The organism is Myxococcus vastator (assembly GCF_010894475.1).
Classification (GTDB): Bacteria; Myxococcota; Myxococcia; order Myxococcales; family Myxococcaceae; genus Myxococcus; species Myxococcus vastator.
On record NZ_JAAIYB010000075.1, the window covers coordinates 1 to 24274 of the forward strand.

17 protein-coding genes are annotated in these 24274 nt (G+C 70.7%); 4 read left to right on the plus strand and 13 right to left on the minus strand.

Translation table 11 applies throughout. From position 1 onward, the window contains the following. The 3 genes from G4D87_RS10350 to G4D87_RS10360 form a co-directional block, all read left to right on the plus strand. Positions 1 to 927 (plus strand): prepilin-type cleavage/methylation domain-containing protein (locus G4D87_RS10350; RefSeq protein ID WP_163781431.1); only part of this gene is annotated, 927 nt, incomplete at its 5' end. Between the two features lies 1 nt (position 928). Beyond that, positions 929 to 1573: a pilus assembly FimT family protein gene (locus G4D87_RS10355; protein WP_163781434.1), complete on the plus strand. Its 645-nt coding sequence runs from the start codon at positions 929 to 931 to the stop codon at positions 1571 to 1573. A gap of 199 nt (positions 1574 to 1772) precedes the next feature. Next, on the plus strand, positions 1773 to 2090 hold the full coding sequence (locus G4D87_RS10360) for a hypothetical protein (protein WP_163781436.1): 318 nt from the start codon (positions 1773 to 1775) through the stop codon (positions 2088 to 2090). A 12-nt stretch (positions 2091 to 2102) separates the two neighbouring features. Here G4D87_RS10360 and G4D87_RS10365 read toward each other — a convergent pair whose 3' ends face one another. Further along, positions 2103 to 3542, minus strand: a complete 1440-nt coding sequence (locus G4D87_RS10365; RefSeq protein WP_163781462.1) for an ATP-binding protein — start codon at positions 3540 to 3542, stop codon at positions 2103 to 2105. Between the two features lie 271 nt (positions 3543 to 3813). Between G4D87_RS10365 and mfd the strand changes: the two genes are divergently transcribed. After that, entirely contained in the window at positions 3814 to 7380 is a 3567-nt protein-coding gene (gene mfd / locus G4D87_RS10370; protein ID WP_163781438.1) for a transcription-repair coupling factor, read from the plus strand. Between the two features lie 96 nt (positions 7381 to 7476). On the opposite strand, the gene argE is transcribed toward mfd, so the two are convergent. The 12 genes from argE to G4D87_RS10430 form a co-directional block, all read right to left on the minus strand. Continuing rightward, positions 7477 to 8619 carry an acetylornithine deacetylase gene (argE, locus tag G4D87_RS10375; RefSeq protein ID WP_163781440.1) on the minus strand — a complete coding sequence of 381 codons (1143 nt, stop codon included), beginning with the start codon at positions 8617 to 8619 and terminating at the stop codon, positions 7477 to 7479. A gap of 74 nt (positions 8620 to 8693) precedes the next feature. After that, on the minus strand, positions 8694 to 10226 hold the full coding sequence (locus G4D87_RS10380) for a TraB/GumN family protein (RefSeq protein ID WP_163781442.1): 1533 nt from the start codon (positions 10224 to 10226) through the stop codon (positions 8694 to 8696). Between the two features lie 75 nt (positions 10227 to 10301). Next, a complete protein-coding gene (hutF, locus tag G4D87_RS10385) occupies positions 10302 to 11690 on the minus strand; it encodes a formimidoylglutamate deiminase (RefSeq protein ID WP_163781444.1) in 1389 nt (462 codons plus the stop codon). Positions 11691 to 11757: 67 nt separating this feature from the next. Further along, entirely contained in the window at positions 11758 to 13245 is a 1488-nt protein-coding gene (locus tag G4D87_RS10390) for a ChaN family lipoprotein (protein WP_163781446.1), read from the minus strand. Positions 13246 to 13323: 78 nt separating this feature from the next. Then, the gene (locus G4D87_RS10395; RefSeq protein ID WP_163781447.1) at positions 13324 to 13809 is read right to left on the minus strand and encodes a DUF2383 domain-containing protein; all 486 of its coding nucleotides are present in this window, start codon (positions 13807 to 13809) and stop codon (positions 13324 to 13326) included. 121 nt (positions 13810 to 13930) lie between these two features. Beyond that, the gene (locus G4D87_RS10400) at positions 13931 to 14242 is read right to left on the minus strand and encodes a PQ-loop repeat-containing protein (RefSeq protein WP_163781449.1); all 312 of its coding nucleotides are present in this window, start codon (positions 14240 to 14242) and stop codon (positions 13931 to 13933) included. Positions 14243 to 14323: 81 nt separating this feature from the next. Further along, entirely contained in the window at positions 14324 to 14734 is a 411-nt protein-coding gene (locus G4D87_RS10405; RefSeq protein ID WP_163781452.1) for a hypothetical protein, read from the minus strand. A 76-nt stretch (positions 14735 to 14810) separates the two neighbouring features. Beyond that, positions 14811 to 18551 (minus strand): FG-GAP-like repeat-containing protein, encoded by a 3741-nt coding sequence (locus G4D87_RS10410; protein ID WP_163781453.1) that lies wholly within the window; start codon positions 18549 to 18551, stop codon positions 14811 to 14813. Between the two features lie 32 nt (positions 18552 to 18583). Further along, positions 18584 to 20113: a hypothetical protein gene (locus G4D87_RS10415; protein ID WP_163781454.1), complete on the minus strand. Its 1530-nt coding sequence runs from the start codon at positions 20111 to 20113 to the stop codon at positions 18584 to 18586. 14 nt (positions 20114 to 20127) lie between these two features. Beyond that, on the minus strand, positions 20128 to 21558 hold the full coding sequence (locus tag G4D87_RS10420; RefSeq protein WP_163781456.1) for a DUF1501 domain-containing protein: 1431 nt from the start codon (positions 21556 to 21558) through the stop codon (positions 20128 to 20130). A 17-nt stretch (positions 21559 to 21575) separates the two neighbouring features. Next, positions 21576 to 22235 carry a hypothetical protein gene (locus G4D87_RS10425; RefSeq protein ID WP_163781458.1) on the minus strand — a complete coding sequence of 220 codons (660 nt, stop codon included), beginning with the start codon at positions 22233 to 22235 and terminating at the stop codon, positions 21576 to 21578. Next, a complete protein-coding gene (locus G4D87_RS10430; RefSeq protein WP_240358166.1) occupies positions 22235 to 24154 on the minus strand; it encodes a DUF1585 domain-containing protein in 1920 nt (639 codons plus the stop codon). Before G4D87_RS10430 ends, G4D87_RS10425 begins: the two co-directional genes overlap by 1 nt. Positions 24155 to 24274: the final 120 nt, after the last annotated feature.

Below are 24274 nucleotides of genomic sequence, written 5' to 3' on the forward strand. Positions count from 1 at the left end.
GTGTGGGCCCGCCCCCAGGCCACCTTCCCGGATGACGCCACCTTCGTCCCCCCCGCCGATGCCGCGCTGCTGTCGGATGCGCTGGAGGTCTGGGAGACGGACCCGGCGCGGATGGTGCTGCTGGACCAGTGTCCCCTGCCGGCGACCGCGGCCTGGTTCGAGGACACGCTGTGCGTCGGGGGCCTGCCACCCGCCTACCTGGACAACGCGGTCATCGCCGTGGTGTTCCCAGGCACGGAAGACGAGCGGGGCTGGGCCTGCGTGGGGCAGGTGACGAACCTCGTGGCGGAAGGCGTGGAGTGGGCGCCCGCCATCCCGGGCCGGCCCGCGCCCGCCGATGGCCACTGTCATCCCGATGCCGTGACGCTTCCCGAGTCGCCCTGGCTTGGCACACGGGCACCGCGCGAAGGGGGCATGTACCTGCTCCCGCTCACCAGCCGCGGCTACCGGGTGAACTGGCCCGGGGGCACGCCCGTGCTGGAGGTGGACGCGGATGGGCCCACGGGGCCGGCGGGCTACACCGCGGTGTCCCAGGACATCGAGCAGCTGCAGGTCCGGCTGGGCGTGATGGCCCCCGACGCGCTCCCTGGCGCCCCCGTGCGCTTCTTCCCGGACGCGGAGGCCGGGCGTCCCTCGCTGGCCACCTGCACCCAGGCCACCTGCGCCGCGCACATCTCCTGGGCCTGGGATGCTGGCGTGCCCGCTCCGCCGGACCGAGGCCCAGGCAGCGCGGGTGACGAGCTGATGCGCCACCTGCGCGTGGTGGAGCTGTCCATCACCGCGCGCTCGCAGCGGGCCGAGCTGACGGGGAACGAAGCGCCCGGAGCGCGAGACGACGATGGCAACCTCCGAGATGGCTTCAAGCGCCGGCACAGCGTCATCCGCCTGGCGCCTCGCAACTTCGCGTTCGTGGGAACGGGGGGCTGACATGCGGCCACGCAACCAAGGCATGACGCTGCTGGAGGTGATGGTCGTGGTGGCCCTGGTCGGCCTCTTCGCGACCCTCTCCGTGTCCAGCTTCCAGGGCATGACGGAGCGCCAGCGCCTGGGCGCAGCGCAGCGCGAGCTGGTGCTGATGATGCAGGAGGCCCGTCAGAAAGCACGCGCGACCCACCAGCCCGTGCGGCTGGGCACGCGCGTCACGGTCGATCAGGGCGTCCAGGTGACGCGCATGCGCTGGGAGGCACTGGCATGCAGTGATGCCTGGGGCACGGTGTGTCCCATGCCGGCGTGCCAGGACAACGCCTGCGGCGTGGGCGGCTGCGAGTGCCCGGAGCTGGGGCCGGACCTGGTCATCCCGCCGAAGCTCGACGTGGACCTGCTGGTGGGCCTGTGCTGGCGGGGCAACCCCGGCGTCGGCGCGCCCGTCGTGGCCCCGCCGGCGCCTGGCGGAAGGGTGTGCGAGCAGGACGCCCCGCTGCCCACGACGGCGCGGCTCGTCCTCCTGCGCAACGGCGGGACACTGGAAGCGCCGGACTGGAGACCGGAGCTGGTGTTCCAGGCGGATGGCCTGACGGCGGCCGTACGCCCCGTGGATTGTGACAAGCACGCCTCCACCCCAGGCTGCCAATAGCCGGCACCGGCGGCGCCGCCGTCGCGCGTGCGAACGGGCTGCTTCGGCGTATGCTCGGGGGCCCGGGCCCAGTGCCCGGCGTGCCGTCCGCGGGGAGCCCCCAAGGTGGGACACATCCGTACCCTGGAGTCGCCCGCGGCCTCTTGAATTTCCATTCGAAGCCGCGCGTCATCCCGCTCAAGAGAAACGGAGCCCCCCCATGAAGAACCTCACCGTCGCCGCCGTCTTCTGCCTCTCCATGGCCAGCCTGTTCACCTCCCTGCGCGCGGACGCGCTCTCGTCGGTGCATATCGAGAAGGGCTTGTCCCCGGCACCGTCGCTGTCCCTCCGCCCGGATGACGGCAAGGGCGGCGGTGACGACAAGGGCGACAAGGGCGGCGGTGAGGAGGACGAGGAGGAGTACCGCAAGCGCCGGTACGCCGGCCTGTCCCAGCAGGCCGCGATGGAGCTGGTGGACCCGGGCTCGCTGACGGACGTCCTCCGCCTGCAGGCCGCCGTGAAGTTCGGCCAGCGCTAGCAGGCCAGGGCCTCAGGCGCTCTTGCCTGGCGGCCCCCCCAGCGGCCGGGTGACGCGCGGCAGCGTCACGGAGAAGCAGGTCCCCGTGTCCGTCGACGACGCCACGTCCAGCCAGCCGCCGTGCGCGGTCACGATTTGCGACACGATGTAGAGCCCCAACCCCAGGCCCTGGTGCTTCGGCTTCGGCTGACCCGGCTCGGGGGGCACCCCGTGGAACGGCGAGAAGAGCCTTGGGCGCAGCGACTCGGGGATGGGCGGCCCCCCGTTGTGGACCTCCACGCGCTGGAAGAGCGGGTCCTTCGCCGCCAGCCGCACCCGCACCGAGCTCCCCTCCGGACTGTGTTGAAGCGCGTTGCCCAGCAGATTCGACAGCACCTGTCCCAGGCGCTCCTCGTCCCAGACGCCGCGTGATTCGCCGTCCACCTCCAGGCAGACACCGCACTGCGGATGCGCGGGCTCCAGCTCGGAGATGATGCGCCGGCACACGTCCTCCATGGAGACCTCATGGGGGCGCAGCGGGATGCCGCCGGCCATGCGGGCGCGCGTGAAGTCGAGCAACTGTTTCACCAGCCGCGCCATCCGCTCGGCGCTGCCGTCGATGCGGGCCACCACGCGCCGGATCTCCGGGGGCAGCGAGTCCCGGGCCAGGAGGGCCGCGGAGGACAGCCGCACCGCGGCCAGCGGGTTGCCCAGGTCGTGTCCCAGCACGCCGATGAAGCGCTCCTGGAAGCGCGCCTCCTCCTCGCGCTCCAGCTCCTGGCGCCGCCGCGCGGTGACGTCCCGGCAGATGGCGAACAGGCCGTACACGGTGCCATCACCGCGGCGAAGCACGCCCTTCGTCGTGTGCCAGATGCGGTCCGTCCCCGGACCGCCCTCCGCCCCTTCGTACGTGGCCGTCTGTCCGGAGTTCATCACCTCGCGGTCATGCGCCAGCGTCGGCGCGGCCCTTTCGGCGCCCAGCAGCTCCGCGTCCGTGCGGCCGAGGATTTCGCGCGGGGCCCGGTGGAAGGCGCTCGCGGTGGCGGGATTGATGAGGATGTAGCGGCCCGACACGTCCTTTACGTAGATGGCGTCGGTGGCGCTCTGGATGACGGCGTGCAGGAGGTCATGGTCGCGTCGCAGGGCCTCTTCCGCGGCCATGCGTTCGGTGAGGTCCTCCAGGAAGAGCACCACGCCGTCGTCACACGGTGACACGCGCGCCTGGAGCCACACGGTGCCCATGGGCGACTGCCGGGACACCCGCGCGACCTCTGGCGCGCGGCGGGTCACCGCGCGGACACATGCACTGAAGAGGCCGCTGTCCCACGCCCACGGCGCTTCTTCCAGCAGCCGGTTGTGCACCAGGCTGCCGTCTTCTCCGCCGAGCCAGCGCTCCGCCTGTACGTTGGCGGAGACACACTCGAAGTCGACGATGCCGCCGGCCGCGGAGCGCACGCTCCGCAAGACGGCCACCGCCTCGGAAAGAGGCTCGTCCCCTTCGGTGCCCAGGCACCTGTTGATTCCACGGCCAGATGACATGTCGGCGTGGCCCCCGATGCTGCCGTTGTGAGCCACCCTAACCCCGCAGCTGGGGGCGGGGCCAACCGGTCCCCGGGGTGGCTGAACAGTGCCCGAGCTAACCAGAGCTTCCGATTTCTCCTGTTTCGCTCGACACCTGCGACGCTCCGTCGTTGACCTGACAGGGTGAGACTTCTAATTACCCTGGGGCCCTCAGGGTCCACTCATGGACACTCCCTTCAAACAGACGCAGGACGGCGGCGCGGCGGGTGACCCCTTCGCCCAGGTGATTGACGGACTTCGGGCGAGACAGCGCGTCCGGACGCAGGGGCTCAAGGGGGCCGCGCGCGGGCATGTGCTCGCCCGCCTGCATGGCACGTTGAAAGCGCCGCTCGTCTGTGTGGCGGTGGACGAGGAAGCCGCCGACGCGCTCGCGGCCGACCTGTCCTTCTTCCTGGGCGGCCAGGGCAGCCTGCTGGCGCCGCGCGTGCTGCGGCTGCCCGCGGACGAGGTGCTGCCCTACGACGAGGTGTCTCCCGACGCGGCGGCCGTCACGGAGCGGCTGGGCGCCCTCTTCCACCTGGGGCAGGGCACGCGCTTCCCCGCGCTGGTGCTGTCGGTGCGCGCGCTGCACCGCAGGGTGCTGCCGCTGTCGGTGATGCGCGCGCTGGCCGCGCGGGTGGCCGTGGGTCAGGACTTCGACCGCGACTCGCTGGCGCGACGGCTGGTGCACATGGGCTACCAGAACAGCCCCCTGGTGGAGGACGTGGGCACGTTCAGCGTGCGCGGCGACCTGCTGGATGTCTTCAGCCCCCTCTACGACAAGCCCGTCCGCCTGGAGTTCTTCGGCGACACCATCGAGTCCATCCGAGCCTTCGACCCGCAGTCCCAGCGCACGGTGGACGCGCTGAAGGAAGTGGACCTGGTCCCCGCGCGCGAGGTGCTACTCACCGACGAGACGCGCCCGCGCGCCGAGTCCGCCGCCCGCGCGGTGGCCGACCGCATCAACCTGCCCACCATCAAGCTGCGCGAGCAACTGGACGCCCTGCGCGAGGGCCTGCCCGGCTTCGGGATGGAGGGCCTGCTGCCCGGCTTCTTCGAGGGCGGGCTGTCCACGGTCTTCGACTTCCTGCGCGACTGGAGCCCCGAGGCGCCCGTCATCTACCTGGACGACCCGCTGGGCCAGGACCGCGCGGCGGACACGCTGTGGGAGGAGCTGGAGCGCTCGCACAGCGCGGCCGAGGCCCGGCAGGAGCTCATCTGCCCGCCGCTGGAGCACTTCCTCTCCCGTGAGGATGTGAATCAGCGGCTGCAGCCCTTCCGCGTGCTGGAGGGCGGTGGTCTGTCGCTGGCGCAGACGGAGCGTCCGCCGGTGCACTTCAGCTTCGGCGGCACCCAGGACCTGCGCGAGGCCATCCTGGCGCACCACGGCGAAGAGGGCGCGCTGTCCCCGCTGGTGGAGCGGCTGGAGCGCTGGCGCGAGCTGCGCGTGGCCTGCGTGGTGGCGTGTGGCACGCTAAGCCAGGCGGACCGGCTGAAGCGGCTGCTGATGGACCGCAACGTGGTGGTCAAGGTCCACACGGAGCCGCTGGAGGACGCGGTGGCGCTGTACGCGCCGTCCATCCGCGCGCACCTCTTCACGGGCGAGGTGAGCCACGGCTTCGTGGATGGGCCGGGCGGCCTCGCGGTGCTGGCGGACGAGGAGATTTTCGGCGTGCGCGCGCGCCGGCGTCCCCGGCGCAGCAAGAAGCTGGACGCGTTCGGCTCCGGCTTCGGGGACCTGAAGGAAGGCGACCTCATCGTCCATACCGACTTCGGCATTGGCCGCTATGCGGGCCTGACGAAGATGGAGGTCAACGGCGTGCCCGGGGACTTCCTCGTCCTGGAGTACGCGGGCCGGGACAAAATCTACCTGCCGGTGGGCCGCATGCGGCTCATCCAGAAGTTCTCCGGCGGCGACCCCACGCAGGTGCAGCTGGACAAGCTGGGCACCACGAGCTGGGAGAAGACGAAGAAGCGCGTCAAGGAGCAGCTGCTCAAGATGGCGGCGGAGCTCCTCCAGATTGCCGCCGCGCGCAAGGCGCACCCCGGCCATGCCTTCAGCGCGCCGGACCGGTACTTCGCCCAGTTCGAAGCGGACTTCGAGTTCGAGGAGACGCCGGACCAGGCCAAGGCGATTGAAGACGTGCTGACGGACATGCAGAAGCCGGAGCCCATGGACCGGCTCGTCTGCGGCGACGTGGGCTACGGCAAGACGGAGGTGGCCATGCGGGCCGCCTTCAAGGCCGCGCTGGACCGCAAGCAGGTGGCGGTGCTGGTGCCCACCACCGTGCTGGCGCAGCAGCACTACCTGTCCTTCAAGAAGCGCTTCGCGGACTACCCCGTCACGGTGGAGGTCATCTCCGGGATGAGGAAGGCGCCGGAGGTGCGGGAGGTCCTCAAGCGCGCCAAGGAGGGCAAGGTCGACATCCTCATCGGCACGCACAAGCTGCTGGGCGGCGAGGTGGCCTTCAAGGAGCTGGGCCTGATGATTGTCGACGAGGAGCAGCGCTTCGGCGTGAAGCAGAAGGAGTCGCTGAAGAAGTGGCGCTCCCAGATTGACGTGCTCACGCTGACGGCCACGCCCATTCCCCGCACGCTGCACATGAGCATGTCCGGCGTGCGCGACATGAGCATCATCGCCACGCCGCCGCAGGACCGCCGGGCCATCCGTACCTTCGTGATGAAGCACGAGGACACGGTGGTGAAGGATGCGATTGAGCGCGAGGTGGCGCGCGGCGGGCAGGTGTTCTTCGTCCACAACCGCGTGGAGTCGCTGCCCTCCATCGAGACGCAGCTGCGCGCGCTGGTCCCCCAGGTCAGCATTGGCGTGGCGCACGGGCAGATGGGCGAGGGGCAGCTGGAGAAGGTGATGCTCGCCTTCACGGAGAAGAAGTACCAGGTGCTGCTGTGCACCAGCATCATCGAGAGCGGCATCGACATCTCCAGCGCCAACACGATGATTGTGAACCGGGCGGACCAGTTCGGCCTGGCGCAGCTCTACCAGCTCCGGGGCCGCGTGGGCCGCTCCAAGGAGCGCGCGTATGCGTACCTGCTGGTGCCGTCGCGGCGCGCGGTGACGAAGGACGCGCAGCGGCGCCTGGAGGTGCTCCAGAACTTCACCGAGCTGGGCGCGGGCTTCTCCATCGCCAGTCATGACCTGGAGATTCGCGGCGCGGGCAACCTGCTGGGCGACAAGCAGTCGGGCGCCATCGCCGAGATTGGCTTCGACATGTACGCGCAGCTGCTGGAGGAAGCCGTCGCGGAGATGCAGGGCCAGCCGCCCAAGGTGCAAATCGAGCCGGACGTCACGCTGCCCATGCCGGCGCTCATCCCGGACGACTACGTCAGCGACGTCCACCAGCGGCTCGTCTTCTACAAGCGCTTCAGCCAGGCCAGCCACCCGGACGAAGTCACGGACCTGCGCGCGGAGTTGGTGGACCGGTACGGCGAAGCCCCCGACGAGGTGGACCACCTGTCCGAGCTGACGCTGCTGAAAATCGACATGCGCGACCTGCGCCTGCGCGGGCTGGAGGTGGGCACCACCCGGCTGGTGGTGACGCTGGGCGCGGACGCGCTGCTGGATGGCCCCAAGGTGGCGGGGCTGGTGCAGCGCTCCAAGGGCGTCTACCGCCTCACGCCGGACATGAAGCTCATCGCCCGCGCGCCGCAGGGCGCCAGTGGCCATGACCTCATCACCGAGGCCAAGAAGGTGCTGAGGGATTTGGGCCACTGCGCGCTGCCGCAGGCGTAGGCCTCTCGAAACCCTCGCAGCCCCGGCCGTCACCCGCCGCGGCCTCACCGCCGCGACGAGCAAGCCTCGCAGGCGCCGCGCATCGCGCTCGCGGGCTCAGCGCCCGCCGCAGAAGTGGGCCACGGCGCGCGTCAGGACGGCCTCGCAGCGCACCAGGTCTTCCACGGGCACGTATTCGCCCGTCTGGTGCGCCACGCGGATGTCGCCGGGGCCGAACACCACCGCCTCCGCGCCCAGCTCCGTCATCTGCGGCGCCTCCGTCCCGAAGGACACCGTCTCCGGCGCGTTGCCGCTGGCCTCCGCGAGGAAGCGCACCACCTCCGCGTCCGCCCGCGTATTCACGCCCCGGTCCGTGCGCACCACGCGAATCTCGGCCTCGAAGGCGGGCTCATCCCGCACCAACTCCTGGCGGATGGTCTCCAGCAACTGCGACACGCGCTCCGGCGGCTGACCGGGGATGGGCCGCCACTCCACGACGAAGCGGCAGGCGCCGGGGATGACATTCTTGGCCTTGCCCCCTTGGATGACGCCCACGTTGACGGTGGTGAAGGGCGGCTGGAAGCCTTCGTCGACGTCCTCGCGCAGCACCGTCAGCGCCAGGTGCTCCAGGCGCTGGAGGAAGCGGCCCGCGCGGAAGATGGCCGACGCGCCCGAGTCCGGGTACGCGCTGTGCCCTTCCTTCCCCCGCACCTCCACCTCCGCCAGGCAGTAGCCCTTATTCGCGCGCACCGGGATGAGGCGCGTGGGCTCGCCGACAATCGCGTGCCGCGCGCGGCCCAGCCCCGCCTCCACCAGCTTCTTCGCGCCCGTCAGGCCGACTTCCTCGTCCGCGGTGAGGACCACCATCAGCGGGGCCTTCAACTGCTCGGCGTTCAGCGCCGCGTGCAGCGCGCAGGCGATGAAGCCCTTGGTGTCACACGCGCCGCGCGCGTAGAGCCGCCCGTCCTTCTCCGTCAGCCGCAGCGCATCCGTCCAGGCCGCGTCGTACGGCACGCAGTCGGAGTGCCCCACCAGGGCCAGCGCGGCGCGGCCGGAGCCGGAGCCGCCCTTCACCGCGACGAGGTTCACCTTCTCCACACCCGCGTCGTCCAGGAACTTCTGGCGCTCCGCGCTGAAGCCCGCGGCCTCCAGACGCGCCTGCGCGTAGTCGATGAGCGGAACGTTGGGACGGAAGGACGTGGTGTCCATCGCCACCAACTCCGTCAGGGTGGCCCGCAGCGCGGGCAGCGTGTCACTCATGGGTACGACCTCCAGGGGAGGGTCATGCCACGGCACGCCAGCCCCCGGAAGGCCCTTTGCACCCCCATGTCCGCTCAGCGAGCGGACGCCACCTGGGGCTCGGCCTCCTCCAGCGGAAACACCGAGTTATCCCCCGCCCCAGGCCGTCCCAGGCCCTTGTGCACCGCGGGCGCGGACGCGTTCACCGCCCCCACGTAGAAGACGCCGTGGTAGCCGTCATCGTTCGTTCCGCCCCACGTGTGCACGAAGAAGCGGTCGCCGTTGTCCCGGCCCTTCGCCTCGCGGATGCCGCAATCCAGCCGGTCCTTCGCGCCCTTGCTGTCCACCGCGCAAATCCACGCCGAGCCGCTGTTATACGCCATGTCCAGCGCCACCACGCTGTCGAGCGCGTCCTTCAGCAACAGTCCCATGGGCCTGAAGGACTTGTCCCAGGGCAGCCCCTTCTTCGTGCGCGTGTGGATGTTGCCGGACAGGACGATGTGGAAGCGCTTGGAACCTGACTCCACGTGGTGCCGGACCGTCGCCGCCATCGCATCCTCCCTCGCCTGGCCCTGCATCGTCGGGTGGTCGAAGACGAAGGCGTCCACGTCCAGACCGCGCGCGCGGAGTTGGCGCAGCTGCTCCAGCATGTTCGCCATCGCCTCGCTGCTGCGGCCGTCCGGGTACGGGCTGCGCCAGAACGGCGCCTCCATCAGCTTCAGCCAGTCAGCCTCCGTCCCCGCGCTCTCCAGGAACCCCTCCACGCGCGTCTGGCTCTCCAGCGGCAGCTCCAGCCCCACCGTCACCGGCATGCCGGCCACCGCGGCCTGGCAGGACGCCTGCGCCACGAAACGCGGCACCTCCTGCGTGCCATGCATCTCCCCCAGCAGCAGCGCCCCACCCGGCTTCACCAGCTTGCCCAGCCCCAGAATTGGCAGACCACACTCGAAGGCCATCGCGTCCTCGGCGCCCGTGGCGTTGGGCGCCTGCGCCACCTGCACCGGCTTGGGCGCGTTCTCCTCCTTCATCAGCTTGGGGGAGATGGAGCGGAACACCCGCCACTCCATGACGAGGTCCCGCGAGCCCTGCCCCGAGCCCGCGAAGAAGGAGTTCTCTCCCTGCGGCGCGTCGAACCGGTCCTCCCAGTCCTCGACGCTAAGAATTGGATTCGTTGCGACAGAGCCACTGCCCGTATCCAAATTGCGATTTGCAACTCGGTCCTCTCTGGACAATCCGACAATTCGGCTGGGCCCCCAATCAATCTCCCGGCCCGGAGGACTCAGCGCGGTGCTGGAGCTCTTGGTGATGCGGATGATCCACAGCTTGCTCTTCGTGGGCGTCTCTCGCTTCCCCAGCACCATGTAGCGATGCCAGAAGCTGGAAATCTTCGAACCGCCGAACTCCTGGCGCCAGTCCGTCTCCAGCACCCGACTCCCCTTGTCCTCCTTGAAGGGCAGCTTGTTCTCCGTGAAGAACCGCCGCACCTCCGGCCAGACCTCTTCCAGGGGCCGCTCGTAGATGGCCTCGCCCTCCGGGATGAACAAGTCACTGTAGGTGCTCCCCTGATGAGCCGCGCAGCCCACCTGGAAGCACATCAACGTCACCACCGCGAACCACTTCGCGCGCATCGGCCCCTCCGGGAATGAACTCCCGGGGGGGTGAACGCGCCGCGCCTCAGTGCCATATCGGCGGAGAACTGCCGCTCAGGCGTACAGCGCGCGAGACAACACCTGGAACGCGCGGCCACTCTCCTCCGCGAGCGCATGCCGGCCTTCACGGATGACCTCGCGTCCGCCCACCACCACGTCGCGCACCGCCGCCTTCTCCGCGCCCAATATCACTGCGGGCAGCAGCGACGCCGGCAAGGCCCCCACGAGCGACGGATGGTGCAGGTCCACCGTGAAGAAGTCCGCGGGCGCGCCCTCCTCCAGCACGCCGGTGGCGAGCCCCAGGCTCCGCGCACCGTCCACGGTGGCCATGCCCAGCAGCCGCGCCGCCAGTCCATCCATTGCGCCGCCGCCCGGGTCCAGCACGGCGCGCCGCAGCCGCGACAGCCGCAGGTGCCCTTCCAGTTGCCGGGCCTCGTCCAGCAGGTCCACCGTGGCCTGACTGTCCGAGCCCAGGCTGATGCGCGCGCCCGCCTTCACCAGCGCATCCGCGGGCACGATGCCGTCTCCCAGGTTCCGCTCCGTGGAGGGGCACGCGCACACCGTGGCCTCGGCCCGCCCCAGCAGCGACACCTCCGCGTCCGTCAGGTGGACGCCGTGCACCGCCGTGAAGCCGGGCCCCAGCAGGCCCAGGTCCGCCAGCAACTCCACCGGCCTGCGGCCATGCTCCGCCAGACAAACCTCGATTTCCTTTGGCTGCTCCGCCACGTGCATGTGGACGGGCAGCCGCCGCACGGACGAGCCCGCGAGCGCCGCCAGCCACTCCCGCGTCACGGCGCGCACGCTGTGCGGCGCGAGCCCCACGCTGACCGCCGCGTCGGAGCGCACCTCGCGGGCAAGCGCCTCGACCGAGCCAAGGAACGTCTCCACGTCCGGGTCGATGAAGCGGCGTTGCCGCGGATTCGCCGCCACGCCGAAGCCCGCTCGGGCGTACCCCACGCGCAGCAGGCAGATGCGCAGCCCCACGTCCCGCGCGGCGCGAATCACCGCGTGCGCCAGCGCGTTGCGGTCCGCGTACGGAGTCCCATCGGCCTGGTGGTGGACATAGTGGAACTCCCCCACGGTGGTGATGCCCGCGAGCGCCATCTCCACGAAGGCCTGTCGCGAGGCGACGTAGAGGTCCTCGGGGCTCAGTGACTCGGCGGCGCGGTACATCGCCTCGCGCCAGCTCCAGAAGTCGTCCGCCTCCCAGCCCGAGGCCACGTACTCCGTGCGCCCACGGATGAGCCGCTGGAACGCGTGGGAGTGTCCGTTGACGAGCCCCGGCAGCAAGGCCCTTCCCGGCAGCGCGACGGTGCGCGCGCCCGTGGGCACGGATTCCGAGGCCAGGATGCGGCCGTCGGTGCTCACCGCGAGGCCGCGCCCTTCGAGGAACCGGCCGCCCGTGTAGAGGAGCTCCGGCTGATAGACGGTGATGTCGCTCACGCCGGCAACTTACGCCAGCGCCACATGGCGCGCAGCAGCCGCAGCGCGCCACGTGGAATGACAGACGTCAGTGCGACGCGAGCGTCGGAGTCCGGTCTTCCACCGGAGCACCCGAGTTGTCTCCCGCGCCCGGGCGTCCCAGCCCCTTGTGAACCGCGGGCGCGGACGCGTTCACCGGCCCCACGTAGAAGACGCCGTGGTAGCCGTCATCGTTCGTTCCGCCCCAGGTGTGCAGGAAGAAGCGGTCACCGTTGTCCCGGCCCTTCGCCTCGCGGATGCCGCAGTCCAGCCGGTCCTTCACGCCCTTGCTGTCCACCGCGCAAATCCACGCCGAGCCGCTGTTGTACGCCATGTCCAGCGCCACCACGCTGTCGAGTTCGTCCTTCAGCAACAGCCCCATGGGTCTGAAGGACTTGTCCCACGGCAGGCCCTTCTTCGTGCGCGAGTGGATGTTGCCCGACAGGATGACGTGGAAGCGCCCCGGGCCCGACTCCACCTGGTGCCGGACCGTGGCCGCCATTGCGTCCTCTCGCGCCTGCCCCTGGGACTTCGGGTGGTCGAAGACGAAGATGTCCACGTCCAGCCCACGCGAGCGCAACTGACGCAGCTGCTCCAGCATGTTCGCCACCGCCTCGCTGCTGCGGCCATCCGGGTACGGGCTGCGCCAGAACGGGGCCTCCATCAGCTTCAGCCAGTCATCCTCCGTCCCCGCGCTGTCCAGGAAGGCGTCCACCCGCGTCTGGCTCTCCAGCGGCAACTCCAGCCCCACCGTCACCGGCGTACCAGCCACCGCCGCCTGGCAGGACGCCTGCGCGATGAAGCGCGGCACCTCCTGCGTGCCGTGCATCTCCCCCAGCAACAGCACCGAGCCCGGCTTCGCCTGCTTGCCCAGGCCGAGAATCGGCAGGCCGCATTCGAAGTCCGTGGCCGTCGCGCCCCCCTTTGCGTTGGGCGCCATCGCCACCTTCACCGGCTTGGGCGCGTTCTCCTCCTTCATCAGCTTCGGGGAGATGGAGCGGAACACCCGCCACTCCATGACCAGGTCCCGCGAGCCCTGCCCCGACTCCGCGAAGAAGGAGTTCTCCCCCACCGGCGCGTCCAGGTACTCCTCGAAGTCGTCGGGAGAGAGCCCCGGAACAGCGACATCGCCTCCCGCGTTGCCGCCAATGGCCCGAGAAATCCCCCAGTCCAGGTCACGGCCCGGGGGCGCCAGCGCCTTGTTGCGGCTCTTGGTGATGCGGATGATCCACAGCTTGCTCTGGGTGGGGGACTCGCGCTTGCCCATCACCATGTAGCGGTGGAAGAAGCCGGCCACCTTCGAGCCACCGAACTCCTGGCGCCAGTCCGTCTCCAGCACCATGCTGCCCCGGTCCTCGCGGAAGGGCAGGTTGGCCTCCGTGAAGTACTTGCGCACCTCCGGCCACATCTCCTCCACCGGCCGCTCGTAGATGGCCTCCCCATCCGGGATGAAGAGGTCGCTATAGGTGCTGGACTGATGGGCACAGCCCGTCATCAGGCCCGCCAACACAACCGCCGCGTAGACCACCGAGCGCATTCGTCCCGTCTCCTCGTCAAGCCCCAGCGGGAGCGTAAACGAGGACCGGGCCCCGACATATCGGCCTGGCAGGGCGGCTCAGGCGGGGGCTTCGGAGCCTTCCTCGGCGGCGGCGCGTGCCCGCTCCCAGGGACGCGTCCGGACGGCGGCGCGAATCCACATCACATGGCGCCGCTCGTCCTCCCGGTGCTTTTCAATCAGCGCCCGGACCTCGGGGCGCCAGTCGAAGCGCAGGGCCACGTCGTAGGCGCGGTTGGAGAACTCCTCGTTGCCGAGCATGGCCACCAGCGCGGCCTCGGTGCCCATCATGCTGGACACCGCCGTCAGGCCCACCATCGCCGTTCCCTTGAGGTCCAGGCGCAGCTCCAGCGGCGTCCCGCCTGCCTCGTGGATGAGGGCGTTCAGGTCCTGGACGTGCCGGACGTGGTCAATGCGGAATCCATTGAGCCGCTCGCGGACCAACGGTTCCGGAATCCGTGCCAGGGCCGCGTCGTAGGCACCCACGGCATCCGCGTCGAGCTGGGCCAGGCTGCGCAGCCGGGCCACTTCCGATTTGTCGGCCATGTCGAACTCCTGCGCTAAGGGGCTCGGGCAATGTGAGAAGGCTGTTCCCGCAAACCAACCCACCTCCTGGACGCGCCGCCCGCCCGCCCCTGGGGCAGGCGGACAGCCAGGGCCCAGGTGCTCAGGCGTGCGCGGCGCCAGAGGGAGCGCGCGGTTGCGACGCGTGCTTCCGGCGCGCGGCCCGGCGGTGCTTGAGGACAATCACGGCCCCCAGCACCGCGCTCAAGAGCATCAGCGCGTTCGTCACCACGAAGACCCAGTTGCCGACCTGCCAACTGTAGAGGGTGAACCCCACGGAGGCCGTCATCTGCCCCACGAAGAGCCACTTGGACACCCCCTCGCTCGAGCCTGACTTCCACTGCTTGTGGACCTGGACGCCAATGGTCAACAGCAGGACGAATGAGCTGAACCAACCCAGGGCTTCGGCCCCCATGCACCCTCCTGGCCACAGACGATGTGCATGCGCCCTGTCGTGTGCAGCACGCCCGTCACCCCAGCGGACCGCCCACCGCGCTCAGCCCGCCCGCGCCGCCGCCTCGCGGTGTCGCGCAATCCAGGCCCGCGCCTCCTCGGCCGAGTCCACGTAGGCCGTGTCCAGCCGCGTCCCGCCGCTCAGCATGGCCCCCACCATGAGGCTCTTGGTGGTGGCCTTCTGCTCTATCGCCGCGCCGATGTAGACGACGCCCAGGAACCAGCCCGCCTTCGCGTGGTCCACCAGGTAGCGGCGTGACTCCGGACTGAGGTGCGAGCCGGTGATGTCCGCGGCCAGATAGAAGCGCTGCGCCTCCGCCAGCTCCCGGTACACGCCACACGACCAGACCGACGTCTCCAGGGTGATGGCGCCCCGGAAGCGCGCCCAGAGGATGTCCGGCGCTTCGAACGACGCCTGCTGCTCGCCGTGACGCCACTCCCGCTTCAGGCTCATGGACCTCCCACGCTCAGACAGGCGCCAGGATAGCCCCAGCCTCAGCGTGGACCCAACAGCCTCCCTGTGCGGACCGTCAGAAGCCGAGCGGCAACACGAAGGCCGTGCCGTTCTGCGTCCCCGTCCGGTAGCTGCGCGGCGCGCCGATGACGAGCATGGGCGGCGAGCTGCCACTGCCCGGCATCATCGACAGGGCCTGCCCCAGCGCCGAGCGCTCCGAGCCATCTCCCACCACCATGAGGAACGGTGAAAGCGCGCCCTGCTGGCCAACCCCGCCAGCATAGAGAAACACCGCGCCGCCGCCGTCGGAGGCCTCGGAGGCCCCCGGCGCGCTCACCAGCAGGTCGGGGATGTTGTCGCCCGTGAGGTCCGTGCCGCCCACCAGCCGCGCGCCGAAGTTCACCGCGCGGTGGCGGTGGACCAGGACAACGGGGTTGAGCCCGTCGCCCAGCGCGCCCACCACCAGCGGCGAGCCCGCGGCCTGGAGCGCCTGCATCCTGTTCACCAGCACCGTCTTGTCGAAGAGCAGCACCACCGGCTGCGTCACGCCGTTGAAGGGCACGCTGGTGGCGCTGATGGCCACGAAGTCGCGCGTGTCCCCCAGGAACCGGCCCGCTCGCGTCATGCTCAGGCCCAGGCCCATGTTGGTGAGCTGCGCCTCGCTGTCACCGGCGATGCGCCACACGGTGGCCGTCCTGCGCCCGCCGCAGCGCGAACCACCCGCGTCGAAGCCCAGCAGGATGGCCACGCCCGACCGGGAACCCTCCGCGTAGCGCCAGGCCAGCTCGTCACAGCCGTCGTTGTTGAGGTCGCCCAGCGACGTCGGCACGGACGTTTGAATGTCCATGGACGGCATCGTGTAGACGGACTCACACACCATGCTCAGCTTCGCCAGCGACGCGTCCTCGGGCGCGCGGCCCAGGAACACCTCCATGCCGTCGTTGCGCAGCAGGCCCACGTCCTCGCGGCCATCGCCGTTCAAGTCGAACCCGCCCACCACGCCGCGCCCCTGGCCGGTGCGCCGGCACCTGGCGTCCGTCTCCGGCGTGCAGTCCTGGATTTGATACGTCGCGAACAGCCGGTACGCCGGCTGGAAGCTCCCGTCCGCCTGCCCCAGGGACACCAGGGCGCCGCCCACCGACTGGGTGCCGCTGGTGACACACGCGGCGGGCACCGACGTGTACGTGTTGTTGAGCTCGTTGTTGGAGTTCGTGGAGCCCGTGCCCGGCACGTAGAAGTTGGACGCGCCCACCACCAGGTCCGGACGCCCGTCGCCGTTGAAGTCGGAGAAGGCCACGTCCACGCCCACGTTGCGGCCCGCGTGGTGCGGCGAGGGCAGGCCCTCCTCCACCACGGTGGCCCGCGCGGGCGTCGTCACGTCGTGCACGTAGGCACGACCAATGGCCAGGGCGTTGCCGTCATTGCTGGTGCCAGGGCCGGACCAGCCCGGCGCGCCCGTGAGGACCAGCGGACGGCCCTGCGGGCCCTGCGCAATCGCCACCGCCTCACCGAAGCGCTCCACGCTCGGCTTCGCCGGCACCCGGACGCTGGTGCGCGTCCACTCGGCCACCGATGCGCCCTGACGGTGGTACAGCTCCACGCTGCCGGTGAAGGCCCCCTGCTCCGACGAGGACCGGCCCGCGAAGGCCACCAGCGACGGGTTCGCCGCGGGGCCCCAGGTCGCCAGGCCTGAGCCCAGCGTGTCCGACACCGCCGTCCCGTTGATGACCATCAGCGGCCGGTTGAGGACGCTGCCCTGCGTGAGCGTGGCCAGGGAATGGACCAGAATCTTGCCGCTCCAGCGCAGCGTGCCGCTGCCCACGCCCGAAGGCGCGGACGAATAGGGCGCGCCCAGGAGCAGCTCCAACCCCGGCTCGCCGTCCACGTCCATCACCGCCCAGCTCCGGCCCGCGTTGATGCCGCTCGCCTCGCCGTAGAGGCGGGCGAAGGCGTCCTCGCGCTTCACCTGGGGCGGCCGGTTGGCGGGCTCGCCCGTGGCGGAGTAGCCCGTCAAATCGAACAGCAGCGCGCCGCCCGAATCATTGCCGGACTGCAGGCCCCCGCTCGAGCGCAGGTCCGGCGAGTCCGCCCGGTCCGCCACCGCCAGCAGCAGCGGGGGCCGCGTGCCTTCGGCGGGGATGACGCCCAGCCGCCATGTGCCCTCGTTGCTGTCCGCCGTGTTGGCCGGCAGCACGTACACGTCCGGCGAGGCCCGGAAGCGCGCGCCCTCCGCGCGCGCCAGGAAGACGGAGATGGCCATCTGCGCGCCGGACACCGCCCCGGACGCGTTGTACCGGGACACCCGGCTCAGCGCCGCCAGGTCCACCAGGCCGTCCCCGTTGAGGTCGCCCGTCACCAGCGCGCGGCCCAGCTCGGTGTTGCTGCGCGACACCAGGGCACCGTCCTGCGTCAAGTCCCAGCCGCCCAGCCGCACCGTCGGGAGGTCCGGCACCGGCGAGCCCCGCGTCGACGCATAGACGTCCACCGTGCCGCGGTTGCGGATGGCGTTGGTGGGCGCCAGGTCGCCCAGCGGCGAGCCCACCACCACGTCCAGGTCGCCGTCGCCCTCGAAGTCCGCGACGGCCATGCCCGAGCCGAACGCCGCGTTGCGGAGCAGGCCGGTGAGCTGCTGGCGCAGCGGCGCCGGCGCCCCACTTCGGAAGGTGTAGAGGTACACCGCGCCGGCGTTGGTGACGGCCACGTCCGCGCCCGGCGAGGACACCAGCAGCTCCGCGCGCCCGTCCCCATCCAGGTCACCCGCGGCCAGCGCGTCACCGAACTGCGCCGTCTCCGTGGCGCCGGTGAGCACCCACGTTGGCTCCGCCGGCAGGCCGCCGCTGCTGCCGCCCTTGAAGATGAACACGGCGCCGCCCGAGGGCTGGTTCAGGTCGCTCTCGCGCTGCCCCACCGCCAGGTCCAGGTGGCCGTCGCCGTCGAAGTCCGCCGTCACCAGGGTGGCCACATCGGAAAGTCGGCCGTGCGGCAGTCCCGGCCGCGTCAGCTCGTCCAGCACGCGCACCGACACCCGCGCCGTGTCCCCGGTGAAGGGGTCCGCCGCGCTGAGCACCGCCACGCCAGTGGCGCCGGGCCCGAAGGTCAGCCGGCCGCCCGCCAGCGTCCCGGGACCGGACTCCTTCGTCCAGTTCACCCGGTCGCTGCCACCGCGCGTGGCCAGCGGCACGGACGAACCCGAGGGCACGGCGAGGAAGGCCGGCGCGCCGGTCAGCCGAGCGTTGGCGCGGACCTCGTACTGCAGCACCGCCTCGTCACCCGACTGGGTGTCGCGCACGGTGATGACGTCCAGGCCCTCGCGCGTGCCGGCCGTGTAGTGGCCACCCGGCGTCAGCGTGGCGCCGGAGCCGTCGGCCGACAGCAGGTACATGGCCGAGCCCAGCACGCCGTCCGCCGCCACCTGGAAGGAGGTGCCCGGCCGCAGCTCCGCGCGCACGGGCGCGACATTGAACGTCGCCGTCACGTCGACCTGCGTGGTGGCGCTCACGCCCGGACAGCGCGCGTCCTCCACCACCAGCGTGTCCGAGCCCGGCGTGCGCCCCGCCAGGAAGCGGCTGCCCACCAGCTCCCCCGAGGAGCCTCCCGGCTCCAGCAGGTACGTGTAATGGCCGCTGCCGCCGGTGGCCACCAGAGCCACGGGGCTCGACACTCGCACGCGCGCGGGCTGCGCGGTGAGCGTCAGCGCGGTCAGGCCCGTGCACAGGTCCGCCTGGTGAGGGTCCGCCACGCGCGCGGGCGCGGGCTCATCCGAGCAGGCCGCGGCAAGGAGCGCGAGGAGGGGGGCCGCGCGGGTCAGTCGGGTCATGTCAGGTACCTCGGGGGAGACTGCGCGTTGCTTCAGGGCCTGGCGCCAGAGGAGGCCCAGCGCTGGATGCGGGAGATGAGCTCGGGGTCCATGGGACCGTCGGCGGGCATCCGCTGGTCTCTCACGGCGTCGGTGATGATGGGCGCGTTGGTCCGCCACAGCTCATAGCTGTCGAGCGAGCGCGCCGCGCTGGAGCTGTTGTGGCAGTTGCGGCACCGCGCCTCGTGGATGGGGCGGATGTCCTTGTCCCAGCTCAGCGGCCCCGAGGCCAGGGGCGCGTAGTCGAATGGCACCGCGCGCCGCGCCTCCGAACCATCCGCGTAGCGCGCCACCACCGACAGGACGTAGCGGCCGGCCTCCAGCGACGCGAAGGAGTAGGCCCGGTGCGTCCCGTCGGCCTCCAGGCCCCCCAGGCTGTAGTCCGGCCCCTCCGTGGGAATCTCCGAGTTGCCCAGCATGTAGACGACGCGCTCGGGCGCTCCGCCCGGTGGCATCACCGCGCGCACCACCAGGCCGTCGTTCACCAGCTGCATGCCCTGGTAGAGCCCCCGGAGGCGCGGCACCAGCACGGGGCTCAGCGCGGCGGACACCCCGCCCTGCTGCACCCACACGCTGCCGCTCTCGTCCGCGGCGAGGAAATGGAAGTCCCCGGCGCCAGCGTCCGTGGCCGCGCGCCAGACGTCCGCGTCCGCGTCGTATTGCAGCAGCGCGCCGTCCGTCTTCGCCCACAGGAAGCGGCCCGAGGCGATCAGCTGCTGCGGCTGCTGCGGCAGCTCCACGCGGCGCCAGCCGTCCTTGCCCCGGCGCAGCAGGGCCTGGTTGGTGAGCGCCCACAGCTCACCGGCGGTGCCCACCGCGGGCCCGATGCCCGCCAGCGCCCGCAGCGACTCGCCCTCCGCCAGGGGCGCGCTCGTCGTGTGCACCCGGTAGTTCGTGGTACTGAGGGCCACCGCGACGCTCAGCCCGCCTTCGTGCAGGAACCACACGCCGGGCAGGTTCTCCGGTGAGGGCGCCGCCGCCAGCGAGGTGATGGCCTCCACCGACGCGCCGTCCACCTTCAGCTCCGCCAGCGTGCCTTCCTGCAGGCGGAACAGGCCGCGCGTGTGCGCCAGCCACACCGCGCCGTCCGCGGACTGCGCGGTGGCGATGACGCCCTGCCCCAGCGCGTCCCGCCAGGGCGGCGCGATGAGCCACCCCGACTCCGCCATGAAGAGCCCGTTCTGCGTCTCCACCAGGGCGCTGTGGGGCCCCAGCCGGAAGACGCCGAGCGTGCCGCCCGCCGCCACCTCATTGCCCGGGTGCGGCTCCAGCGCCCCGTACGTGCCGTCCAGCCGCAGCCGGACGAGCTCGCGCGAGGCGGTGGCGAAGATTCCCCCACCCGACTGGTCCGCGAAGCCCGGGACGGGCGCCAGGGCCGTGATGGCGGGGACCTGGACCGGCTGGAAGGGCGCCGGCTCGGGCTTGTCGAGCGGAAGCGAACGGTCCTCCCCGCATGCCCCCAAGACGACGAGCGAGAGCAGCGAGAGGACGGCGGAGGCGGAGGCCCGCGGATGGATGCGCATGCGAAATGGACGGCTCAGGCGAGGATGGGACGCAGCGGTTCGACGCGAGTGATGCTGTAGTCCAGCCCCGCGGACGCCAGCACCGTGGCGATGACGTGCTCGGGGAGGATGTTCTCGCCGTTCGGGTCCGACGCGCCGTTGCGCAGGTCGAAGGTGCCCGGCGCCATGCCAATGTCGCCGCTGCGGCCGAACACGAAGTTGTGCTTGATGCCGGCCCCCATCAGCAGCGCGGAGTTGCTCAGGTGGTGGTCACGACCACCGGCGCTGTTGATGAGCGGCGTGCGGGAGAACTCGGAGAACACCATGATGGTGGTGTGGTCCATGAAGGTGCCACCCGCGGGATGGTCGCTCTCACGCAGGTCCTTCACCAGCATGGCCAGGGCGTCGAAGCCGCGCCGCTGGTTGTTGGCGTGCGTGAGCTGGCTGCCGAAGTGGGTGTCCAGGCCGCCCGTGAGGTTGATGGTGACGCACTGGGCGATGCCCTTCTTCAGCGCGGTGGCCACCGTGGCGGCGCGGCCGCGCTCGCCATTCACGTCGTTGATGTTGTTCAACTGGTAACGCCCGCGGATGGCCGCCATCTCCGGGCCATGCGGCTGGTTGGCCGCGGCGAGGAAGTCGAACGACTTGTCCAGGCCCTGGGACTGGATGAGCCGCATCTGCTCCTGGCTGTTGGCGTAGGTGGTGCCCACCCCACGCGCGCCATAGGCCGCCTGCTCGCAGTTGACGGGCTGGCCGCGGAAGTCGAGCAGCTGCTGCTCGATTTCGCTGTCCAGCTTGTCCGCGCTGCCCTTCAGCGTCAGCAGCAGGTCGTCCCGGCGGCTGACGCGCAGCGCGTTGGCATAGCCGCCGTACCGGTCGTTGTACGACTCCACGTTGTAGGAGATGGAGGCGATGGGCACGCGCGGCTTCATCTGCCCCACGATTTCAGTCGCCGTGGAGGAGCCACGCGCCGCGCTGCCGATGGGCATCTTCCCGGTGAGGAAGTAGCGGTAGCCCACCTCGTGGCCCAGCGTGTTCATGTTGATGCCGCGCACCACGGTCATCAAGTCGTAGTGCTTCGCCAGCTCGGTGCCCACCGCGGGCCCGAAGTCGATGTTCGACCGGCCCACGCCCGCAAGCTCGGCGGGGATGAGCGGCCGGGACTCGAAGCGGGCGTCGTTGATGAGGTCGTACCCTGGCAGGATCTTCGTCTCCGAGGCCCGGTCCGCGGTGAACTCGGTCGGGTCCCGCGGGTCGAAGGCCAGCAGCTGGTCCCAGCCCCCGCTGAAGTAGACGAAGACGAAGCAGCGGTCCGCTGGCGCCAGCTCCGCCGCCTGGGCGAAGGCGCGGAAGGGCAGCCCCCCCAGCAGCGTGGAGCCCATGAAGCCGGCGGTGGCCTTGAGGAAGGTGCGGCGCCCGTGGGCGCAGCCCTGGGCGCACTTCTCGTCGTGGCGGTTCTTCTTCATCGCAAGCACTCCGAGCGTCAGTAGGTGATAAAGCGCGGGTCCGTCAGCATGGCGATACACACCACGGCCAACGTCTCATGGCGCTTGGAAGAGGCCAGGGTCTGCACCCGGGCCGCGGCCTGGGTGAAGAAGGACGTCCACTTCGTGAGCTCCTCGCCCGCCAGCGGCGCGCCCCAGAAGCGGGTGGACATGTAGACGAGCTGCGCGCGCACCTCCGCGTCGGTCAGCTTCGTCAAATCATCCCACTTCTCCGGCAGCAGCCGCCCCATGGTGCGCGCCGACGCGTCCGTCATGCGCAGCTCCGCGGACGCCTGGCTGAGGCACACCTTGCGCGCGCCGTCCTCCAGGAACTTGGCGAACACCAGGTTGGGCTCGATGTTCTCGCTCACCACCAGGGCGTAGTCCGCGCGCCCCATGGACGTGGCGCGCGAGTCCAGCTCGCTCCAGCGCTGCCCCACCGCCTCGATGATGGCGGCGTCCAGTTGAGCCACGGTGAGGCGGCGCGGGGCGCGGCCCACGCTGCCGTCCTGGGCCTCGGGGTCCGGCAGCGGCGTGAAGTCCCCGGGCTGATGCGGGTTGGGGATGGGCTCGATGATGCCGCCCGCGGACTGCGTGTCATCCTTCGTGCAACCGGTGGCCAGCGCGAGCAGCGCGGCGGTCAAGACGAGGCGGCGCATCAGTCAATCCTCCGGTAGGCGTCGGACGTCACCACGCGCTCGATGAGCGCCTTGAGGCGGTGGCCGTTGCGCGCGAAGTCCTGCGCGAAGGGCACCAGGTACATGCGCTGCTCCTCCGCCGTCATCGGGCGGCCGAGGAACTCCGTCCACACGCGCCGCACCGTGCAGCGCTCCAAGTCCCCGGACTGGAGCATCTTCTGCACCAGCAGCGCGGGGCCGGCCTCGATGTTCTGCTCCTCGTCCGCCGTGCGGTACAGGTACGTCTTGAGCATGCCCAGGCTGCTGGCGCCGTCACCGTCGTATGCCTGCATGATGTACTGGCCGCACTCACCGCCGCAGTTGGTGTCGCCGTTGAGGGCGCAGTCGCGGCACTTCGGGTCGTAGCGGGGGAACTGGTCGGGCGCCAGGAACTGCGCGGAGCGCTCCGCGTAGCGGCCCCAGTGCGCGCCCGTGGGCTCGATGGTGGCGTGGCAGTAGTTGCAGCCACAGCGCACCGCCAGGTTGTTCTCGCGGTTGCACGCATCCTCCGGCGCGGGGGACGAAGCCCCCGTCGGCGGCGCGAACGTCTTGCAGAGGAAGGCTTCGTAGAAGTGGCTCACCCGCGCGCGGTGCGTGGGGAAGCGGTAGAGGTAGGACGGCGTGGTGAGCACGCCCGCGTGCCCCTCGTCACGCGTGTACTCCGTCCACGCCTCCGTGTCGTTGTAGGCCACCGCCGGCACGGCGCCCGGCGCGGCCGGCGTCGTCACGTTGAAGACGCCCACGCCCTGCTGGTCGCGGAAGTATGCGGACAGGGTGCCGTTCACGAACGAGCGGCGCGTGGTGAGGATGTTGAAGTAGGGCTCGTCGCGCTGCACCACCGACTCGGCGATGCGCAGCGGCTCTTCGTTGAAGGCGGCCACGCGCAGGCCGTGCACGTCCCGGATGTCCTGCGCGGAGATGGCGGGCACCTCGCAGCGGCGCATGCCCGCGCCGCAGCCGCAGCTGCGGTCGGTGGAGAAGCGGGACGTCTCACACGACGCCATGTTCCAGGGGTTGTGCGTGCGCTCCTGCGCGTCGATGGCGCACACCTTGACGCTCTCCGGCGTCTTGTCGGCGGCCCAGTAGGGCGCGGGCTTGTTCACGTACCCCTCGCGCAGGACGCAGCCGCGCTGCACCCCGTAGTTGCCCTTGAGGCCGCTGCGCAGCTCCAGGTCCAGCGTGCAGCGCGTCAGCTCGGTGAGCGCCGGCCTGGAGTCCGGGTTCGGGTGTTTGAACGCCGTGACCTTGGCGCCATTCATCTCCTCCACGGTCAGCGCGTTGGTCGTGTTCTTGTCCGGGTCCGGCTTGCAGATGAAGGCCCCGGCGCTGCTCCCCGAGCCTCGCTGGTCACAGAAGAAGAGGTACTTGTGCTGCGGGTGGCTGGCGCTCAGCAGGTCCGAGCACTGCGCCGTGCCCCCCGTCGTCGTCGGCGCGAGCGGCGTGCACTCGTAGTAGTTCGTGTCGTAGTCGTAGCTGACGGCCAGCGGCACGCCCTCATCGTCGTGACACTTCGTCCGGGGCTGCGCGGTGAGCGGCGCCGCGTGCGCGTCCGGCTGCGCCGCCGTGAGGCACTGGTCCTGCGCGATGTCGGAGTTGCACGTCGCGCCATTCGCGCCGCGCAGCGTCGAGGCGGGATTGCCCGCCACGCCATAAGCGGTGGTGATGCCGTTACCCGTCACCCGCGAGTTCTGGTTGTTGTTGAGGCTCCCGGAGAGGTTCGAGCGCAGCAACGAGCGGTGATAGTGACGGATGCGCGCGTTGAACTCGTCCTTCGTCATCATCGCGCGGATGTCTTCCACGTCGATGGAGCCCTTGGCCTGGGCCGCCTGGTACTCCTCATAGGTGGGGGGACGGCCGAGCAGGTCCAGCGACAGCTGCCGGAGGTGCCGTTCCAGGGGCACCTTCGCGACGACTGGTGAACAGACAGCCTCCTCTTGAGCGGAGGCTGGCAGGGCCAGTAGCAAGGCGGCACCAGCCAGGCAGGCAAGGTAACGCACCTGTCTATTATACACATCTCCGCG

Coding starts and splice junctions, on each gene's coding strand:
- G4D87_RS10355 (WP_163781434.1), top strand. CDS start 929: ATGCGGCCACGCAACCAAGGCATGACGCTGCTGGAGGTGATGGTCGTG.
- G4D87_RS10360 (WP_163781436.1), top strand. CDS start 1,773: ATGAAGAACCTCACCGTCGCCGCCGTCTTCTGCCTCTCCATGGCCAGC.
- mfd (WP_163781438.1), top strand. CDS start 3,814: ATGGACACTCCCTTCAAACAGACGCAGGACGGCGGCGCGGCGGGTGAC.
- argE (WP_163781440.1), bottom strand. CDS start 8,619: ATGAGTGACACGCTGCCCGCGCTGCGGGCCACCCTGACGGAGTTGGTG.
- G4D87_RS10380 (WP_163781442.1), bottom strand. CDS start 10,226: ATGCGCGCGAAGTGGTTCGCGGTGGTGACGTTGATGTGCTTCCAGGTG.
- G4D87_RS10390 (WP_163781446.1), bottom strand. CDS start 13,245: ATGCGCTCGGTGGTCTACGCGGCGGTTGTGTTGGCGGGCCTGATGACG.
- G4D87_RS10395 (WP_163781447.1), bottom strand. CDS start 13,809: ATGGCCGACAAATCGGAAGTGGCCCGGCTGCGCAGCCTGGCCCAGCTC.
- G4D87_RS10400 (WP_163781449.1), bottom strand. CDS start 14,242: ATGGGGGCCGAAGCCCTGGGTTGGTTCAGCTCATTCGTCCTGCTGTTG.
- G4D87_RS10405 (WP_163781452.1), bottom strand. CDS start 14,734: ATGAGCCTGAAGCGGGAGTGGCGTCACGGCGAGCAGCAGGCGTCGTTC.
- G4D87_RS10410 (WP_163781453.1), bottom strand. CDS start 18,551: ATGACCCGACTGACCCGCGCGGCCCCCCTCCTCGCGCTCCTTGCCGCG.
- G4D87_RS10415 (WP_163781454.1), bottom strand. CDS start 20,113: ATGCGCATCCATCCGCGGGCCTCCGCCTCCGCCGTCCTCTCGCTGCTC.
- G4D87_RS10420 (WP_163781456.1), bottom strand. CDS start 21,558: ATGAAGAAGAACCGCCACGACGAGAAGTGCGCCCAGGGCTGCGCCCAC.
- G4D87_RS10425 (WP_163781458.1), bottom strand. CDS start 22,235: ATGCGCCGCCTCGTCTTGACCGCCGCGCTGCTCGCGCTGGCCACCGGT.